General features: G+C 69.7%; 18 protein-coding genes and 4 pseudogenes. 12 read left to right on the top strand and 10 right to left on the bottom strand.

Annotation, left to right across the window (positions count from 1 at the left end):
* The first annotated feature begins 324 nt into the window (after nucleotides 1–324).
* A complete protein-coding gene (locus tag H4W81_RS47065) occupies nucleotides 325–588 on the top strand; it encodes a site-specific integrase (RefSeq protein WP_225958586.1) in 264 nt (87 codons plus the stop codon).
* A gap of 169 nt (nucleotides 589–757) precedes the next feature.
* Here H4W81_RS47065 and H4W81_RS12955 read toward each other — a convergent pair whose 3' ends face one another.
* Nucleotides 758–1,990, bottom strand: coding sequence for an alpha/beta hydrolase family protein (locus H4W81_RS12955; RefSeq protein WP_225958585.1), 1,233 nt, complete (start codon nucleotides 1,988–1,990; stop codon nucleotides 758–760).
* 154 nt (nucleotides 1,991–2,144) lie between these two features.
* Here H4W81_RS12955 and H4W81_RS49285 point away from each other — a divergent pair, with 154 nt between their 5' ends.
* Nucleotides 2,145–3,404, top strand: a complete 1,260-nt coding sequence (locus H4W81_RS49285) for a sensor histidine kinase (RefSeq protein ID WP_318781708.1) — start codon at nucleotides 2,145–2,147, stop codon at nucleotides 3,402–3,404.
* Complete coding sequence (locus H4W81_RS12945) at nucleotides 3,401–4,099, top strand: response regulator (protein WP_192775043.1); 699 nt, start codon at nucleotides 3,401–3,403, stop codon at nucleotides 4,097–4,099. The genes H4W81_RS49285 and H4W81_RS12945 overlap by 4 nt, the downstream gene beginning before the upstream one ends.
* Nucleotides 4,100–4,119: 20 nt before the next feature.
* Here H4W81_RS12945 and H4W81_RS12940 read toward each other — a convergent pair.
* The 5 genes and pseudogenes from H4W81_RS12940 to H4W81_RS12920 all read right to left on the bottom strand — a co-directional run.
* Nucleotides 4,120–4,908 (bottom strand): annotated as a pseudogene (locus tag H4W81_RS12940) (Tn3 family transposase); the annotation flags it as partial.
* A gap of 60 nt (nucleotides 4,909–4,968) precedes the next feature.
* The gene (locus tag H4W81_RS12935) at nucleotides 4,969–6,201 is read right to left on the bottom strand and encodes an RNA polymerase sigma factor (protein ID WP_192775041.1); all 1,233 of its coding nucleotides are present in this window, start codon (nucleotides 6,199–6,201) and stop codon (nucleotides 4,969–4,971) included.
* Complete coding sequence (locus H4W81_RS12930) at nucleotides 6,198–6,521, bottom strand: YciI family protein (RefSeq protein WP_192775040.1); 324 nt, start codon at nucleotides 6,519–6,521, stop codon at nucleotides 6,198–6,200. Before H4W81_RS12930 ends, H4W81_RS12935 begins: the two co-directional genes overlap by 4 nt.
* A 53-nt stretch (nucleotides 6,522–6,574) precedes the next feature.
* A complete protein-coding gene (locus H4W81_RS12925; protein WP_192775039.1) occupies nucleotides 6,575–7,183 on the bottom strand; it encodes a dihydrofolate reductase family protein in 609 nt (202 codons plus the stop codon).
* Between the two features lie 166 nt (nucleotides 7,184–7,349).
* Nucleotides 7,350–7,562: pseudogene (locus H4W81_RS12920) on the bottom strand (DUF4158 domain-containing protein); the annotation flags it as partial.
* A 191-nt stretch (nucleotides 7,563–7,753) separates the two neighbouring features.
* Between H4W81_RS12920 and clpX the strand changes: the two are divergent.
* Nucleotides 7,754–8,918 (top strand): annotated as a pseudogene (gene clpX / locus H4W81_RS12915) (ATP-dependent Clp protease ATP-binding subunit ClpX); the annotation flags it as partial.
* Nucleotides 8,919–9,171: 253 nt separating this feature from the next.
* Here the strand turns inward: clpX and H4W81_RS12910 are convergent.
* On the bottom strand, nucleotides 9,172–9,495 hold the full coding sequence (locus tag H4W81_RS12910; RefSeq protein ID WP_192775037.1) for an STAS domain-containing protein: 324 nt from the start codon (nucleotides 9,493–9,495) through the stop codon (nucleotides 9,172–9,174).
* 50 nt (nucleotides 9,496–9,545) lie between these two features.
* The gene (locus tag H4W81_RS12905; RefSeq protein ID WP_192775036.1) at nucleotides 9,546–10,079 is read right to left on the bottom strand and encodes a DUF5994 family protein; all 534 of its coding nucleotides are present in this window, start codon (nucleotides 10,077–10,079) and stop codon (nucleotides 9,546–9,548) included.
* Between the two features lie 473 nt (nucleotides 10,080–10,552).
* On the opposite strand from H4W81_RS12905, the gene H4W81_RS12900 reads away from it, so the two are divergent.
* From H4W81_RS12900 to H4W81_RS12890, 3 genes are all read left to right on the top strand, one after another.
* Nucleotides 10,553–11,368: an RsbRD N-terminal domain-containing protein gene (locus H4W81_RS12900; RefSeq protein ID WP_192775035.1), complete on the top strand. Its 816-nt coding sequence runs from the start codon at nucleotides 10,553–10,555 to the stop codon at nucleotides 11,366–11,368.
* 407 nt (nucleotides 11,369–11,775) lie between these two features.
* Complete coding sequence (locus H4W81_RS12895) at nucleotides 11,776–12,327, top strand: hypothetical protein (RefSeq protein WP_192775034.1); 552 nt, start codon at nucleotides 11,776–11,778, stop codon at nucleotides 12,325–12,327.
* A gap of 30 nt (nucleotides 12,328–12,357) precedes the next feature.
* Entirely contained in the window at nucleotides 12,358–13,098 is a 741-nt protein-coding gene (locus H4W81_RS12890) for a nuclease-related domain-containing protein (RefSeq protein ID WP_192775033.1), read from the top strand.
* Nucleotides 13,099–13,287: 189 nt separating this feature from the next.
* Here the strand turns inward: H4W81_RS12890 and H4W81_RS12885 are convergent, their stop codons facing one another.
* Nucleotides 13,288–14,289, bottom strand: a complete 1,002-nt coding sequence (locus H4W81_RS12885) for an ATP-dependent DNA ligase (protein WP_318781707.1) — start codon at nucleotides 14,287–14,289, stop codon at nucleotides 13,288–13,290.
* 152 nt (nucleotides 14,290–14,441) lie between these two features.
* Between H4W81_RS12885 and H4W81_RS47055 the strand changes: the two genes are divergently transcribed.
* The 3 genes and pseudogenes from H4W81_RS47055 to H4W81_RS48525 all read left to right on the top strand — a co-directional run bounded on the left by H4W81_RS47055 (nucleotide 14,442) and on the right by H4W81_RS48525 (nucleotide 15,200).
* A complete protein-coding gene (locus H4W81_RS47055; protein ID WP_225960919.1) occupies nucleotides 14,442–14,771 on the top strand; it encodes a hypothetical protein in 330 nt (109 codons plus the stop codon).
* Nucleotides 14,768–14,923: pseudogene (locus tag H4W81_RS49280) on the top strand (peptide deformylase); the annotation flags it as partial. The gene H4W81_RS47055 and the pseudogene H4W81_RS49280, both read left to right, overlap by 4 nt.
* A 67-nt stretch (nucleotides 14,924–14,990) precedes the next feature.
* Nucleotides 14,991–15,200, top strand: a complete 210-nt coding sequence (locus H4W81_RS48525; RefSeq protein ID WP_318781706.1) for a peptide deformylase — start codon at nucleotides 14,991–14,993, stop codon at nucleotides 15,198–15,200.
* A 26-nt stretch (nucleotides 15,201–15,226) separates the two neighbouring features.
* On the opposite strand, the gene H4W81_RS12875 is transcribed toward H4W81_RS48525, so the two are convergent.
* A complete protein-coding gene (locus H4W81_RS12875) occupies nucleotides 15,227–15,583 on the bottom strand; it encodes a hypothetical protein (RefSeq protein WP_192775032.1) in 357 nt (118 codons plus the stop codon).
* Between H4W81_RS12875 and H4W81_RS50015 the strand changes: the two genes are divergently transcribed.
* Both H4W81_RS50015 and H4W81_RS50010 read left to right on the top strand, forming a co-directional pair.
* Nucleotides 15,490–15,960, top strand: a complete 471-nt coding sequence (locus H4W81_RS50015; RefSeq protein WP_192780767.1) for a transposase — start codon at nucleotides 15,490–15,492, stop codon at nucleotides 15,958–15,960. The genes H4W81_RS12875 and H4W81_RS50015 overlap by 94 nt on opposite strands.
* Nucleotides 15,961–15,989: 29 nt before the next feature.
* Nucleotides 15,990–16,496, top strand: a complete 507-nt coding sequence (locus tag H4W81_RS50010; protein ID WP_225959620.1) for a transposase — start codon at nucleotides 15,990–15,992, stop codon at nucleotides 16,494–16,496.
* The last annotated feature ends 199 nt before the right edge of the window (nucleotides 16,497–16,695 follow it).

The raw sequence follows: 16,695 nt of genomic DNA, 5'->3' as shown, positions 1-16,695 counted from the left end.
AGGGCCGGCCCCTGGCGGCGGTCGCGGACGAGGAGATCGGTGGAGCCTGGAACTGCTGTGGGGCACCGCGGCGGTCAACACCTGGAACGCGCGCCGCGCGTCGGTGCTGTCTTGGCTGGGGTGGTGCCGGGAGCGCGGCCATGAGGCGCCGGTGGTTCCGGCGTGGACCAAGCGGCTGACGGTTCCAGACTCCGACACCCCGGTCCGTTCGCGCATGGCCATCGACCGGTTGATCGCCCGCCGGGAGGTGCATCTGAGGGAGAAGACTCTGTATCGGATGCTGTATGAGAGTGCCGGGCAGTCGGAAGAGATCTTGGGCATCGCTTGGCCCGGCTGTCGTATGGGCAGGCCCGTGCCCTGCTGGATGAGCACACCGCCACCGGCGGTCCGGGCACGGGCTGGGACCTGCACGAGTTCCGGCACTCGGCCCTCCTGACACACCTCGGGGAGGCCGGAGCGAGCCTGCTGCTGCTGATGGCCAAGTCGAGGCACAAGAAACCGGAGAATCTGCGCCGCTACTTCCATCCCTCCCCGGAAGCCATCGCCGAGCTCACTAGTCTGCTCGCGCCCGGCGACAGCGAGCGCTGAGCAATGGGGTGGGACATTCCGGCCTCCCGCGTTCCTCGCCCCCATACGTTCCCGTTTCAGCGCAAGCGAGTGGCTTGTGTCAAACGGTAGCGCGGGTGAGACGGCCGCCTCTCGGTCGCCACCTGGAAGCCTGTCGCCGAGTTCGAGAGCCCCGGCTCCTTGTCAGAGGTCAGGCGCAGCTTTTCTGCTCGACCGCGCAGACCTTGACCTCTGGATAGCTCGCCGAGGCTTGGTCGAGCAGGGGCTGTGGTGTGCCGCGCAGGTGCAGGTCGAGGAAGGCGGCCACGTACGCGCGGGTGATCTCCATCGACCTGGCGGCGGGCATCGTGGCGCCGGTATCCAAACCGGCCTGCTCGCCGAGCAGAGCGGTGTCGGTGAAGGAGGCGTGTTCGGTGCCGGCGACCACCAGCCAGCGCTTCCACCCGGACATGTGCTGCCAGGCCGTCTCCCACGAGGTGGCCTCCTGGCTGCCCGGAGTGCGGGTGGCCTGCGCGCCGAGGAAGAGGAAGGGCTTGCCCAGCCCGCTTGTCGGCACGGGCACGATGGCCAGGCCGTCGATGTTCATGCCCGCCTTGATCCTGGGATCCTTCAGCAGGGCCGCCACCGAGCTGGCGCCGCCCGCCGAGTGGCCGACCATGGCGATCTTGGCCGGGTCGATGAGCCGGGCACCCTCCCAGCTGGGGCTTGGGCTCGTCAGCTCGTCGAGGACGAAGGAGACGTCGTCGGCCCGGATGGCGCCGACCTTGTCCCAGAAGGCTTGGTCGTGTGGCTCGACCTGGCAGGCCGTACAAGTGGCCACGCGGCCGTCGGGGAAGACGGTGGCGAGGTTTTCGTGCGTGTGGCTGATGGCGGCCACGACGTAGCCCTTGCTCGCCAGGTCCTCGGCGAGGCCGGTGAGTGAGCTGAGCGTCTTCTGGAAGCCGGGGGACAGGACGACCAGGGGCAGCTCGCGCGCCTTGCCCGCCGGTGGGGCGACGCTGACGGCGTGGGTGCTCGTGTGGGCGAGCAGATCGGACGGGACGCCGGTGACGCCGGAGCCCTTCAAGGTGAGCTCCGACTCCTTGATGCTCATGTACGGCGCCGCCCGCCCGCCCGTCTTCGTGGCGGGGTACCACAGCGAGACCATGAGGTCCCTGGCCTTCGAACCGGGATCCCAGGGATCGGGGCGGGAGGTGTCGGTGAGGTGCAGCGAGGTGGTGCCGACGGGCTGGGAGCCGGTCGGCTTCGGGAGCGAAAGCGCGACGGTACGCGCTGTCTTGGGCGGCTCTGCGGGGGCGTTCGGGGAGGGATTGCGGGACGGGCGGTCCACCGAGACGCTCCCCGTCTCCGGAGCCGACACCGACGCGCATGAGGTGGTGATCGCCATGACGAGCAAGCCGGTCGCGAAGGCCATATGACGCATGAATTCGCCTTTCGAAGAGGTACGGCGATGACGCTAGGAGTGGGCCGTGCCGTACCGCGTCGGCCGTCGTGCCGATATCTCGGGCCAGGTCATCCTTGCGATGTAGGCACGCGGACCGACGCGCCGCTTATCGGACATACAGGACAATGCCTGGGTGGTATCAACGTGGCTGGATCTTCTGCGCCCCGACCAGTGGCGTCCTCGCCCGTCCCGGCGGGTGCTGGTGGCCGACCTGCTGGTGGCGCTCGTCCTGACCGTCCTGGCGGTGTCGGCGGCCGCCTCCAGCCCCGACGGCGCCCATCGGGTGCCTTTGGCCGGGTCCTTGCGGCTGCAACCCGTGATCGTCCCGTCAGTCGAGGGAGCGTACCCTGGCGTGCCCTCGCCGGAACCAGCTCAGGGCCCGCTCCTGCTGCTGGTGATCGCGACCGCCCTGCCGCTGGCGGTGCGGCGGCTGAGCCCGCTCGGCGTCTTCTGGGCGGTGCTGCTGGCCGCCTTGGCCACGCACGATGACGCCACCTGGATCACTGTGGCGACCTGTGCCTTCGCCTCCTACAGCGCTGTGGCGCACAGTCGGCACTGGGCACCGGCGATCGGTGGGCTTGTGCTGGCGACGGTGCTGGCGGGCGTGGCCTTCCAGGACTCTGTTGGGCGCCTGCCCGACTGGCTGGGGCCGTTCACTGTCCTGCTGAGCGCCGGGGTGGTGGCCGGCGCGGTTCGCCTGTGGCGCCGACGGTCGGACGAGGCCAGCCGTGCTCAAGAGCAGGCCATGAGCCGGGCCGTGGAGCAGGAGCGCTCCCGGATCGCGCGCGAGCTGCACGACGTCGTCACCCACAATGTGAACGTGATGGTGATCCAGGCCGGAGCCGCGCGCAAGGTGATGGACGCCGCGCCGGAACGCTCGAAGCAGGCCATGCTGGCGGTCGAGGCCAGCGGCCGGGCGGCGATGGCCGAGCTGCGGCACGTCATGGGCCTGCTGGCCGGCCCGGGCGGCGAGCCCGCGCAGATCCCGGCCGACGGACTGGAGCCGCAGCCGGGGCTGGACCAGCTGGATTCGCTGATCGAGCGGGTGCGCGCGGCCGGAGTGACGGTGAGTGCCGCCGTGGCCGAGCCGCCCGGCCCGCTGCCGCCCGGGGTGGAACTGGCCGCCTACCGCGTGGTGCAGGAGGCGCTGACCAACACCATGAAACACGCCGACGGCGCGAGGGCGTCGGTCGCGATCCGCTACCACGGGGACTGGATGGAGATCGAGATCACCGATACCGGCGGCGCACACGCGGCACGAGCGGGAGACGGGCAGGGCGGAGGGCTGACCGGACTGCGCGAACGGCTGACGATCTACGGCGGCACCCTGCGGGCGGGGCCGGCAGGCGACGGCTACGTGGTCCAAGCGCACCTGCCGTGGGGCAGAGCGTGAGCGGGTCCCTGCGCGTGGTCATCGCCGATGACCAGGCGCTGGTGCGCAGCGGGTTCGCGATGATCCTCACCGCCGACGGCATCGAGGTGGCGGCCGAGGCGGCCAACGGCGCGCAAGCCGTCGCCGCCGTCCGGCAGACCACCCCCGATGTGGTCCTGATGGACATCCGTATGCCCGACATGGACGGCATCGAGGCCACCAGACGCATCGTCACGGGCGGCACCGGCGGCACGCGCGTCCTCATCCTGACCACCTACGACCTCGACCAGTACGTCTACGCCGCGCTGACCGCGGGAGCCAGCGGCTTCCTGCTCAAGGACGTCACCCCCGAACAGCTGGTGGCCGCGGTGCGGCTGGTACGCACGGGCGACGCCCTGCTCGCCCCGGCCATCACCCGCCGCCTGGTCGAGCGCTTCACCCGCCGCGACGGGCCAGTTCACCGTGACCTGTCTGACCTGACATCCCGCGAGCTGGAGGTGCTGCGCCTGATGGCCACCGGATTGAGCAACGCCGAGCTGGCCGACCGGCTGGTCCTCAGCCCGGCCACGGTGAAGACTCACGTCGCGCATATCCTGGCCAAGCTGGATCTTCGCGACCGGGTGCAGGCGGTGGTCCTCGCCTACGAGGTTGGGCTGGTCACTCCAGGCCCCTCTGCGGGAAAGCCGGCGATTGAGCCGGCACACGACCGCAGGTGAGCCCCAGAAACAAGGTGGTTCTACGCGGCAGCGGCCAGGTCGGTGAAGTCGATCTGGGACAGGTCGGGGTCGAAGTCGTCGGGACGCAGGCGCAGCACGTCGGTGGCATACAGCCCGAACCGGCTGATGTGCGCGGTCAGGTAGGGCGACAGCTGCGCGATGTCGGCGGCGGTGATGTCGGAGCTCTGCTCGGGCTGCCAGCCCTCGGCCAGCAGCTGGCGCAGCACGTCGGTCATGTCCAGCGCGGTGTGGAAGATCACGCAGTTGGCCAGCAGGGAGTTGAACTTGATCATCTTCTCCTGCTCGGCGGGGTCGTTGTCGGCGATGACGCCGTCGTTGCCGAAGCGCAACCAGCCGGAGAAGCCGTTGAAGCCCTCGACCTTGTTGGTGACGGCGGTGATGCGCCGTCGCAGAGCAGGGTCGGCCAGGAACCGGAGCAGTGCCACGGTGCGCCCACTACGGCCGACTTCGCGAAAGGCCCGGTAGATCTCGTTCTTGCGGGAGTGGGAGCCCAGCCGGCGTAGCAGGGTGACGGAGTTGAGGCGGCCCTCGCGGATGGAGATCGCCACCCGCATCAGGTCAAGCCACATCTTCTCCACCAGTTCCCAGTCGATTACGTTGCGGTTGCCGCCCTCGCCGCGGAACAGGGAGTCGATGTGGTGGTAGGTGACCTGGTCGCTGTGCTGGAAGAAGGTCAGGCCCTTCCAGTTGCGGATACGCGGCATCAGATCGAAGCCGAACAAATGCGCGAACGTGAAGACAGGAAACGACTGGCCTTGGGTATCGGCGTTGGCGTCTGACATGTCAATAGTGCAGCGTTCCGCGTCGCCTTTCATCGCTGTACCAAGTGCGCTCTTCAAGCGCGGGCGCTACTGCAGTTGGTCGCGGCGGCGGGTGAGGTAGGCGGTCTCGCCGGTGTTGCCGGCGAGCTCGATGGCCCGGTCGTAGGCCGCGCGTGACTGCTGACTTTGGCCCAGCCGGCGCAGCAGGTCGGCGCGGGTGGCGTGGTAGGCGTGATAGCCGGCCAACGCCTCGGCGAGGCGGTCAACGATGGCCAGTGCCACCTCCGGCCCGTCGAGCTCGGCCACGGCGATGGCCCGGTTGAGCGCGATGATCGGCGAGGGGTCGAGGCGGACGAGCTGGTCGTAGAGGGCGAGGACCTGCGACCAGTCGGTGTCGCGGATGTCACGGGCGGAGGTGTGCACCGCGTTGATCGCGGCGAGGATCTGGTAGCGACCCGGAGCCACCCCGGCAGCGGCAGCGGCCAGGCGCTCGCGCACCAGCCGATGACCTTCGGCGATCAGTTCCGCGTCCCAGGCCCCACGGTCCTGCTCGTCGAGCGCGACCAGTTCGCCGTTCGCCGAGATCCGGGCGGTGCGGCGGGCCTCGGTGAGCAGCATCAGCGCCAGCAGCCCGGCCACTTCTCCGTCCTGCGGCAGGAGCGCGCGGATCAGGCGGGTGAGCCGGATCGCCTCGGTGGTCAGGTCGTGTCGTACGGGGTCGGTGTCGGGGCCGCTGGCCAGGTAGCCCTCGTTGAAGACGAGGAACAGGACGGCCAGGACGCCGGAGACACGAGCCGGCAGATCGTCGGCGGACGGCATCCGATAGGGGATGCGAGCCGCCTTGATCTTGGCCTTCGCGCGGGTGATGCGCTGCTCCATGGTGGTCCCCTGCACCAGGAAGGCACGGGCGATCTCGGGCACGGTCAGACCGCCGACCATGCGCAGCGTCAACGCCACGCGGGCTTCCATCGCCAGCGCCGGGTGACAGCAGGTGAAGATCAGCCGGAGCCGGTCGTCATCGATGGCGCCAACAGGCTCGGGCGGGTCGTCGTACGTCATCTGAGCCTCCCTGTGCTTGTCGTCGCGCTTGTTCTCACGCCGGATCCGGTCGATGGCCTTGCGGTTGGCGGTGGTGGTCAGCCACGCGCCGGGATTGGGCGGTACGCCGTCGGCCCGCCACCGCTCCACGGCGGTCGCGAACGCCTCGGCAGCCGCCTCCTCGGCGATGTCGAGGTCACCGAAACGCCTGGTCAGGGCGGCCACCACCCGCGCCCACTCGTCGTGGTGGGCCCGGGTGATCGCCTCCTCGACGTCGCTCACAGGAACGGCCGCACCTCGACCTTCCGATCGCAGACCTTCGACGCCTCGGCGGCGAGCTTGAGCGCCACATCCAGATCGGGGGCCTCCCACACCCAGACGCCGGCGAGGTACTCCTTCGACTCCACGAAAGGCCCGTCGCTGAACACCGCCTGCTCGCCCCGGTTGTCGATGACCGTGGCCGCGTCGGTGTCGGCGAGTCCGCCCGCGAAAACCCAGTAGCCCTCGGCGATCAGTCGTTCGTTGAACGCGCTGATGGCAGGCCGCCTGTCCGTGCTGCCGGGATTGCTCTTGTCATCGATCACGGAAACCAGGTACTGCATCTGAAGATCATCTCCTGTGGTGTCGAGACAGCGTGGATCGGTGGTCAGGGACTTCAGGCCGTTGCATACCGCGGGCGCCCGGCCGGCCGGTAGACCTGGATCGTCACACCCTTCGAGTCGACCCGCGACTCGACCAGGTCGAGCGCAAGATCCGGACCGGTCTCCGGGAACAGTCTCGCGCCCTGGCCGAGGATCACCGGGATCACGATCAGAATCATCTCGTCGACCAGGTCGTTCTCCAGCAGCCACTGGGTCAGGATGCCACTGCCGTGCACCTGCAGCTCACCCCCGGGCTTGGCCTTCAGCTCACTGATGGCCGCCGCGAGGTCACCGCGGAGAACGGTCGTGTCCTCCCAACGCGGCGCGGTGAGCGTGGTCGAGGCAACGTACTTGGGGGCCTCGTTCAAGGCCACGCCGATGGGATGTGCGCGCATCTGGTCGATTGATCCCCAGGAGCCGGCGAACAGCTCGTAGGTGCGCCGGCCGAACAGGAACGCCTCTGCGCGCTGGTAGGTCTGCGTGATGAACGTCCTGGTCTCGTCGTCGCCCTTCCCCCGGGCCCATCCGCCGCGCTCGAATCCGTTCCTGCGGTCATCCGACGCGGCGCCGTTTCCCTGCATCACTCCATCGATGGTGACCTGAGTCATGGTCGTCAGCTTCATGATCGCGGTTCCTTTGCCTTGGCGCCGCCCCTTGCGGGCGGCCTCACCCCTGCTACGAACACCACCGCCCCGATCCGACTCCTCCTCCCGAATTTCTTTGAAGAATTTTCCGGGACGCCGGTCGTCATCGATCCGACAGCACGACAGTGTCGCGGCGACTGCGCTCCACCACGTCAGGGATCTCGTCCGGGGACGGGAAACGCGCCATCTTCTGAAAGCACTTCAACGCCAGCACCAGCGCGAAGCACGATTCGGGGCTGCCGGTGCGCTGGTCGGCCCAGGCCACCTCCTCCGGCGACGGCGTGAAGAACACGTGCAGCACCCGCGCCGACGTCAGCCGCTTGAACTGCGGATAGGCGGTCCGCTCGATCCACGTCATCCCAGGCCGACCCTCGCCTCGATCCCGGCGTCCAGACACCGAAAACCGTAGCGGTGATCAATCCTGCCGAACGGCCGTGTTCATCAAGCCGCAACCAAACCCAGGCGGAGGGTCACATCATCCGACAAACACACCCTCTGAGCAGCACCTCAACACCCCACTGTCCCTTTCTCTCGTACTTGGTCTGCCCCATCTGCGACGAATGCGTCGCGGTGTGCACCGAACTCGTCGCCGAAGACGAGCCCACCGACGCCGGGAAGCACCTCGCGCTGCCCAGGCCGCGCGAGATCCACGACTTCCTCGATCAGTACGTCATCGGGCAGGACGCCGCCAAGATGACCCTGTCGGTGGCCGTCTACAACCACTACAAACGCCTCAACGCGGCCGCCTCGGGCGGGGGCTCCGCCGAGTCCGTCGAGCTCGGCACGTCCAACATCCTGCTGGTCGGCCCGACCGGCTGCGGCAAGACCTACCTCGCCCAGACCCTCGCCCGCCTGCTCGACGTCCCCTTCGCCATCGCCGACGCCACCACCCTCACCGAGGCCGGCTACGTCGGCGAGGACGTCGAGAACATCCTGGTCCAGCTGCTGCGGGCGGCCGGCGACGACGTCAGGAAGGCCGAACGCGGCATCGTCTACATCGACGAGATCGACAAGGTGGCCCGCAGGAGCGAGAACCCGTCGATCACCCGCGACGTCTCGGGCGAGGGCGTCCAGCAGGCCCTGCTGAAGATGCTGGAGGGCACCGTCGCCTCCGTGCCGCCGCAAGCACCCCCAGCAGGACTTCGTCCAGATCGACACCACCGACGTGCTGTTCATCGTCGGCGGCGCCTTCGACGGCCTCGAGTAGATCATCGAACGGCGGGCGGGCCGTCGCGGCTCGGGCTTCCACGCCGTGCCACGCACCGCGCCGGGCTCCGAGTCGGGGGGCGGTCTCTCCGAGGTCATGCCGGCCGATCTGCTGGCCTTCGGGTTGATCCCCGAGTTCGTCGGCAGGCTGCCGGTGGTGACGACCGTCCAGCCTATGGACGCCGCGGCGCTGCGGCGCATCCTCACCGAGCCGCGCAACGCCCTGATCAAGCAGTACCAGCGGCTGTTCGAGCTCGACGGCGTGGAGCTGGAGTTCACCGCGGGCGCCGTCGACGCGCTGGCCGAGCAGGCGCTGCTGCGCCGTACCGGCGCCAGGGCGGCCCGGGCGGTGGTGGAGGAGGTCCTGCTCAACGTCATGTTCGAGGTGCCGAGCCGGGCGGAGGTGGGCAGGGTGCTGGTCACCCGCGACACCGTGCTCGACCGCGTCAACCCGACGCTGGTGCCGCGCGAGCAGCTGGCCCGCGAACGCCGCGACAGGTCCGCCTGACCCCGGGCTGACCCCGGACTGGGGGGCGGGCCGCCCCGATGCCGAGCAGCGCGCCGATCGCCACCACCAGTGCCGACTCCAGCGCCACCGCCGCCTGCGCCTGCGCGCTCTCGCGCCACCGATGCGGCCACACCCTGCTCGCCCGGCCGTACCTTCTGCTCACCGACTCGATGCGGTGCTCATGATCCCACGGGCACCCGGGCCCCGCAGTCGACACTCTCCATCAGCCCTGGCCTTACCCCCGCGAGGGCGCTCACCTCATCATCGGCAGGCTGCGCCCCAGCCCGGTGACGCGCAGCAGCCGGATCATGTCCGGCCGTGGGGCCGTCAGGACGAGGGTGACGCCCTGCGCGCGGGCGCGGTGCTGGATGCCGACCAGGACGGCCAGTCCGGTGGCGTCGCAGAACGACACCCGTGACAGGTCGAGGACGAGCACGCCGGTGCTGTAGAGCAGCGTGCTGAGCAGCCGCTGGCGCAGCGCCTTGCTGGTGAAGATGTCGATCTCGCCGGACAGGTGGACGGTGGTGGGAGCCGAAGGTCCCGCTCTGCCGGTCGGGGCGATGGCGATGGCGGTCATGGGGTTCTCCGATCGGAGGGTGCGAAGGGGATGCGGGCGGGCGCGGATGGTCACGATCGCGCGGCCAGGTGGCCGCCCTCGTTCTCCCAGCCGCCTGCCCCGTCCTGCCTGTCCACGAGAGGCTCGGGACCTGCGGGCAGGTGAGCGAGGGTGAGGAACTCGGCGGGCGACCGGCCGGCCGGGTCCTGGGCGGCGAGTGCGAGCGCGGCCTCGGCGGCTCCGTCGCCGGTGTCCGGCGGGATGATGAGCAGGGTGAGGGGTTCGACCCCGACGAGAACAAGGGTGATCACCAGGGGATCGGTGCTGAGGAACCAGCCGACCTTCACCTGGCGTCCCGGTGCGGGGATGCGGTGCGGGAGATTCTCCCAGGCGTCCCGGTGCACACCGACACGCAGCGTGCTGCGGCCGAGCCGCTCGTCGACGGCGGCGATGAGCCCGGGCAGTTCCGCGGCGGCGTCACGTGTGCGCGGCCACCAGGCCCCGTCGACGCTGCCCTGCCGGTTCGACGCGGGATTCAGGCTGAGCCTCGGCGCGGCAGCGACGGCACGCGGCTGCGGTGGCTTGGAAAGGAGTCTCGGCGTCATGGTCGTCCGTCCGGGCCCCTCTGCAGGGGCCGCATGCGATGGATCGCCGTGGGCGACGCCGACCTGAATGCCAACGCACGAAATGTCCTCGGTCTCTTCAGTCTACCTCCGGCGTGCCCGTTCAGCTGGGCAATTGCCCCGCCTGCGCTGACGTTCGCCAACGCTGCGGCGCGGCATGCGTCACGTCCTTCGCTCCAGAACGGCGAGGCCGCGGCTGCCGGCCCGCGTCCACGACCTGGTACGGCCGGCCGCGCCCGAGCCGATGGGCACCGACCTGGGCCTGCGGACAGGCGGGCGAGGGCGTGGCGTCGCAGGAGCGGGAACTCACGCGGGTTCGGCACCAGTGGGCGGGCTTTGCTCGCCGGCGACCACAGGGTTTCGTGCGTTTACGGCTCGGGGCGGCGGCTGTCCACCGCCCGGGGTCCGCCGGCCGGAGTCCACCGGCCGGGGTCCTCCGTGCTAGGACTGGCCAGGTGAGTGACATTCCGTGCCAGTGGCTGCCGGGTCTGCGGGCGAAGGAGGGCGGGCCTGCGCCCGCGGCGTCCCCCGCCACCCTGAACTTCGCTCGCGAGACGCTGGGGGAGGGCCCGACGGGGTGGGCGGTGGAGACCGCCGGGTGGATGACTCAGGAGGTCATCCGGCAGGTGCCCGCCTACGGTGGCGGGCGGACGCCGTTCGAGACGTTGCGGCGCTCGGTGGAGGCCACCGTGCTGGCGGCGCTGACCGGACTGTTCAGGGACACCCGCCCGTCGCCGGACCTGGTGCCGGTGGAGGCGGTGGAGGGCAACGCGGAGCTGGTACGGCGCGGCGTCCCGCTGGATGTGGTGCTGCGCGGGGTGCGGATCGGGCACGCCTGCCTGCACCAGCGGTTGATGGACGCCATCGACGCCGAACCCGAACCGGTGCGGCTGGCGGAGAGCCATCGGGTCAGCGAGTTGCTCTTCTCCTACGCCGACGCGCACGCCAGCCGGATGGCCGAGGAGTACATCGCCGAGCGGGACCGCTGGCAGGCCAGCACGGAGGCGGCGCGGCGGCGGATCGTGGACGACATCCTGGCCGGGCGGCGCATCGACCAGGAGGCGGCGAGCCGGACCCTGGGCTACGAGGTGGCCCGGCACCATCTCGCCTTCGTGGTCGCCGCGGACGAGCTCGACACCCCGGCCGAGGAGCTGCGGCGCTTCGCCGCGGAGGTCGGCCGGGCGGTGGGCGGGCAGGGGGCGCTGACCGTGCAGGCGGGGCCGTCGGACGTGTGGGCCTGGACCGGGTACCACTCTGGCGACCTCGCGTAATCAACTGTCGCCTATTTGGCTGTGGTTGAGCTCGTGGTCGTCACGGAGAGTGGTCGTCGCCTGGGGCATAGCGGCTCCAGGGGCTGCCGGCGGCAGTAGCGATGCGGCTGGTCTGCTGGTCGGTGTGGCGAACTCGCCGGTCCGCTCGACCAGCGGCTCAACTTCCCCGCCCGGCCAGGCCGCAGTCCGCGCCTGGAGGGCGGCCGGCTGGTCCTCGACGGAGCCGAGTCGCGCCGCGATGAGCTGGCCCGGCGGCGCACCGCACGCTTCGGCCTCCAGGAGCGACGGCCACGCCCTGACCGTCCTTGGGACCTCGCAGCGGGCAGTCGTCGCTCGCCCGCGGCCGCCGCGGCGGGAGATGAAAGCACCGGTGCCAGACAGCTGCCAGATGGATCAGGCGGCGAGGGATGAGCAACGACGACTTCATGGACCAGGCCGCCGTCGCTCAGGCGGCCGAGGTCCTCGCCGAACTGGCCGCGCACGTAGAAAGCCTGAGCGCGGCGGTCGCCGTCCTGCAGGCGGCCCAGGCGGGCCCGTCCGATGAACAAGGCGGCGGCCGCGGGGCCGGCGGCAAGGGAGAGGATCCGCCGAGCCCGTGGTGCTGGCTACGGATGAGCCATGTCGAAAAGGCCGAGTGTCTGGCCGAGCTCGCCGACTGGGTCCGCGACGTGCTGTTCGCCTGGCCTGAGGCTCAGCGCGCCTATGCGCCGTGCTGGGCACGGCACTGGGACGTGATCGAGGAGCTCAGCATGCTCTACCTCGCCTGGCGCACCGCCTACCTGTGGAAGGAGGCCACCTCCCGTGACGTGGGCGACTACCTCGACCGGCTGCTGCCCGCCGCGATCGCTCGCGCTGTGGTGCGGCTGCGCCCATGCGCGCAGGGCCACCACCCCGACGGGGCACGACGTGATGACGCCGAGCTGGTCGACCGGACCATCACCGAGCTACGGCTGTTGTAGCCTCTTCGCTTCCTCATCCCGGGAGAGACCATGACCGTCCCCCGCCCCGACCGCGCCGGCGCCTCTGCCGAAGCCCACTACCGTGCTCAGCTGGCCGCCACCCGCAGCCGCCGCCTGGCTGCGCGCACCGTCCTGGCACTCGTCGCCGGCGCGGCGGCCTGGTGGCTGTTGGGCTGGCAGGCCGCCCTGATCGCCGCCGCGCTGGCGGCTGCCGCCGATGCTGTGCGCCAGTGGCGCACCCACTCCTCCGTCGCCGCCTGGCGCAAGGGCGCCGCCGGAGAGCGTGCCACGGCGCGGCTCCTGCGCTCGCTCGAGCTCGCCGGGTACACCGTGCTGCATGACCGGCGGCTGCCGCGTGGCAGGGCCAACGTCGACCACCTGGTGATCGGACCGACCGGCATCTTCTGCGTGGACTCCAAGCGGTGGGATCGCCGGACACAGATCCACGGCCGCGGAGGCACGCTGTTCATCGGCCGTCAGCCGGCCGCCAAGGTGGTGCGGCCGCTGGAGTACGAGGCGCGCGCAGTCACCCAGGTGCTGCGCCAAGCCACGGGCAGAGCCGTGGAGGTCGGCGCGGTGGTGGCGGTACACGGCGCGAAGATGCCGCGCTGGCGGACTTTGACCGTGAACGGGATCCCGCTGCTGCGAGCCCGGCAGTTGCACCGCTGGATCATTCGCCATCCGCCGCGCTTCGACGCCGCCGAGGTGGCCAAGCTGGCAGCTGTGTGTGACCGCGCGCTGCCGCCCTACATCGCTCACGAGAATCCGTGATCAGGCATAGTCGAGGGCCGACAGCGGGAGAGCACGCCGGCGTCGCTGGCGGCATGGTGGTGCGCGATGTCCGCACCGAACCGGCTGCCTCCGACGTCGCCGAGCTTCTCGACCTGGCGGTCGCACGCCCGTCTTGCTGCGGCCACGGCGCGCCGGGATCGACGGCCGGCCGTGCTGCTGGACACAGCCTCAACGATCCAGATCCAGGTTCAGGGGCACGTCAGCTGGCGTCAGGTCTGGTCGGGGCCGGAGGAATCTCGCGGCGTGCCGCCACCGGTGGTGCTCGGTGGCCACGTCCACCGCAACCTCCACCACCACTACCGGCTCCACCCGCAGGTAGAGGAGGGGTTCGCGTTGACCGTACTGGCTGCCCACCCAACCGGGCGGCAGCCGCTCGGGCCACGGATGGCCGTGCCCAGCGGGGATGAGCAGGCGCGCCAGCTGGCCTGCGACCGCGGCGTCGAGTCGGGTGGTGCGACCCACCACGCGCAACCACCCGCCGTCGTCGTAACGGCCCAGGATCAGCTCTGCAGGCCGGGCGAAAGAGCCAGTGACGCCACCGACGAGAGCAAGCGTCGTGGCGCGGTATTTGAGCTTGTACCAGCCCAGCGTCGAGGGTTCGTAGCGCGAATTGGCGGGTTTGATGACCAGCCCTTCGATGCCTGCTACGTGCAGTGACTTAAACCAGGCGAGGGCCTCGACGGGGTCGTCGGTCTGCATCGACAACGCGAGCACCGATGCTGGCGGCACGGGCAAGAACAGCTTCTGCAGGATCCGGCGTCTGGCAGTCAGCGGCAGTCCAGTCACGTCACGGCCGCAAGCCCGCAGGACATCGAACACGACGTAGTGGCACGGCTCGGACCGGGCAAGCTCCACAGCGCGACGGCCCGCCGTGTTGCGACGCTGCAGAGCGTCGAAGTCGAGCCGCCCATCCGGCGCCCAGCGCACGATCTCCCCGTCCACGATCGTGCCGGCGGGCAGCTGCTCGTACAGAGCCCAAAGCACCTCAGGAAACGACTCGTTGAACCGGGCCCCGCGCCGAGACTGCAGATGCACTCCGCGGTCTTCGTTGATCAGTCCGATGCAGCGGAATCCGTCCCACTTCGGTTCATACAGGTAGTCTCCCGGCCGACCTTTGGGCAGTTGGTCGACGGGCTTTGCCCGCATGGGCTCGATCGCCTGGAGCCGCACCTCGCCCCCCGTCACCCGGGGGGGAGGTGATGCCGTAATACCTATCTGACCTGCGGGTGGCCTACCCCGTGCAGGACAAATCGCACCTGTCCAGATAGCCCAGAATCGGATGCGTCAAGCGTTCATGGACGTCGCCCCCTACGCTCGAACACATGAACGAAACGCATTGGCGAACCGTCACCCGCGAAGCCCGTCTATCGGCCATCGCGCTCACCGCCGCGGGTGACGTCTTCCCGACACTGCTGTGGACCTACCGCCACTACGCCCGCGCCATCTTCGAGGTAGCCGACCTCGCCGACCAAGCAAAAGGAGACCGGCTCCAGCAGCTGGCCGAGGACTTGATCGCAATGTTCGAGGTGCTGAACGAGGCACTGCTGAACCGGCTCGACAACGGCATGGCCAAGCACGCCGCCAGGATCGGCGGCACGACGTCGCCACGCCCTTCGATCTGCCAGCCGAGGCCGACCAAGCCCGCGAGGTGATCGACGCGTTGTTCGCCGCGCTGCAGCGGGTCCGCGAACACCACGTCTTCAGCAAGGGCATGGGCCTGGCCGCGCCGCAGATCGGCATCGGCCGGGCCGCCGCCATCATCGTCCCGCCCGATCCCGACGTCGACCCGATCGTGCTGCTCAACCCCGGCATCATCGACGCCTCTGCTGAGACCGACGAGCAGTACGAGGGTTGCCTTTGCCTTCTTCGACGTGCGCGGCATCGTCCCCCGGCCACTCGCCGTGGAGATCGAACACACCGGCCTGGACGGCCAGCAGACGATCACCGCCTTTCAGGACGAGCTGGCCCGCCTTGCCGCCCATGAGATCGACCATCTGCACGGCCGCCTCTACACCAGCCGCATGCGCCAAGGAGTCAAGCCCATCCCGGTCGAGGAGTACCACGGCATCCGCCAGCCCTGAACCCCGCCTGTGAGCACGCCCAGTCCCTAGGCCGGAAGGATCGTGCGTCCATGAGTAAAGGCAAGCGCCTGCGCCGGGCAGCAGCCGAAGCGGAACTGAGTGAACGCAAGCTCACCGAGGGGTGGGCCGGCGCCCCGCGCATTCGGATACGGCAAGCCACTCCAGCCGATCTGCCCGCCATCGCTGAGCTCGCGCCGCTGGCCGGTGTACGACTCGAAGACACCCTCGCAGAGGCGGTCCGCGGCGGCTTCAGCAGCGCTGGCCTGCGGGCGGGCCTCCGCCAGGGGCAATCCGGCTTCCAACGGCACATGGCGACCCAGTTCGCCGGCAGCTACGTGGTACGCGCCTATCTGCACGCCTCCCTGGTGCTGGTCGCCGACCACCGCGATCAGGGAATCGTCGGAACTCTGATCGCCTACCCACCCGCCAATCTGATCGCCGAATTCCTCGGCAGGGCGGCCGATGGGCCGATCACCGAACGGTCATCAACGGGGTCTTCTTCCGGGTCCGGACCAACATCACCTGGCGTGACCTGCCGCCCTGGTACGGGAACTGGAAGACCGTCTACAACCGGCATCGCCGCTGGTCGATGGATGGAACCTGGGAGAAGATCCTGGACGGGCTGCGCGCTGGATGCGATGAGGCCGAGGGGGAGGACTGGACGGAGGGTGTGGATTCCACTGTGGCGCGCGCTCATCAGCATGCCGCCGGAGCTCGTCGTGAGCCGCCCGCCGACATCCCGTCAAAGGGGACGGCGTAGATCACAAACCGGGCACGGGCCGGGAGGCGCTGGGCCGCTCACGGGGCGGGTGGAGCACGAAGATTCACCTGGTCGCCGACCGGCGCTGCCGGCCGATCGCCCGGATCATCAGCCCCGGTCAGTACGGCGATAGCCCGTACTTCCGGCGCATCCTGGAGCGGGTGCGCATCCGGCGTCGCGGTCTGGGCCGTCCTCGCCGGCGTCCGATACGTGTGCTGGCCGACAAGGCCTACTCCTCCCGCGCCAATCGCGCCTACCTGCGCCGACGCGGCATCCAGGCGGTCATCCCGATCAAGAAGGATCAGCAGGCCAACCGCCTCAACCGGGGGCGTAGGGCGGGCGACCGCCCGGCTTCGACGCCGAGCGGTACAAGGAGCGCAATACCGCCGAGCGGTGCGTCAACAAGCTCAAGGGCCACCGCGCGGTGGCCCTTCGCACCGACAAGCGCGAACGCATCTACGAGGGCACCATCGACGTCGCCTCGATCAGGATCTGGCTCCGTGACCCTGTCCTATGATCCACGGGACACGCTCTAGCAGAAGGGTCTTGAACACCGACTGCCGCCATTCCATAGCTGCACACCCCCCGCAGGCGCAACCATCCAAGCCTCATTCCTGATTGTCTCGCGCGCTTGCGCCGACCGCTCACAGACTGCTGAGGAGCGGGCCGAGGCGACGGGACTCGTGCCTGCGGCTAGGCCATGGAAACCAGGCCGACACGAAAATGGGCTGTCCC

The sequence above is a fragment of the Nonomuraea africana genome (assembly GCF_014873535.1).
Lineage (GTDB): Bacteria > Actinomycetota > Actinomycetes > Streptosporangiales > Streptosporangiaceae > Nonomuraea > Nonomuraea africana.
The sequence above is the reverse complement of the archived record's forward strand: the minus strand, read 5'-3'. Positions and strand labels throughout refer to the sequence as shown.

Excerpts from the sequence above, each read along its gene's own strand:
- H4W81_RS12905 (WP_192775036.1), bottom strand. The coding sequence starts at position 10,079 with ATGACGCCGAGACTCCTTTCCAAGCCACCGCAGCCGCGTGCCGTCGCT.
- H4W81_RS12895 (WP_192775034.1), top strand. The coding sequence starts at position 11,776 with ATGAGCAACGACGACTTCATGGACCAGGCCGCCGTCGCTCAGGCGGCC.
- H4W81_RS12925 (WP_192775039.1), bottom strand. The coding sequence starts at position 7,183 with ATGAAGCTGACGACCATGACTCAGGTCACCATCGATGGAGTGATGCAG.
- H4W81_RS12890 (WP_192775033.1), top strand. The coding sequence starts at position 12,358 with ATGACCGTCCCCCGCCCCGACCGCGCCGGCGCCTCTGCCGAAGCCCAC.
- H4W81_RS12955 (WP_225958585.1), bottom strand. The coding sequence starts at position 1,990 with ATGCGTCATATGGCCTTCGCGACCGGCTTGCTCGTCATGGCGATCACC.
- H4W81_RS12930 (WP_192775040.1), bottom strand. The coding sequence starts at position 6,521 with ATGCAGTACCTGGTTTCCGTGATCGATGACAAGAGCAATCCCGGCAGC.
- H4W81_RS47055 (WP_225960919.1), top strand. The coding sequence starts at position 14,442 with ATGAACGAAACGCATTGGCGAACCGTCACCCGCGAAGCCCGTCTATCG.
- H4W81_RS12910 (WP_192775037.1), bottom strand. The coding sequence starts at position 9,495 with ATGACCGCCATCGCCATCGCCCCGACCGGCAGAGCGGGACCTTCGGCT.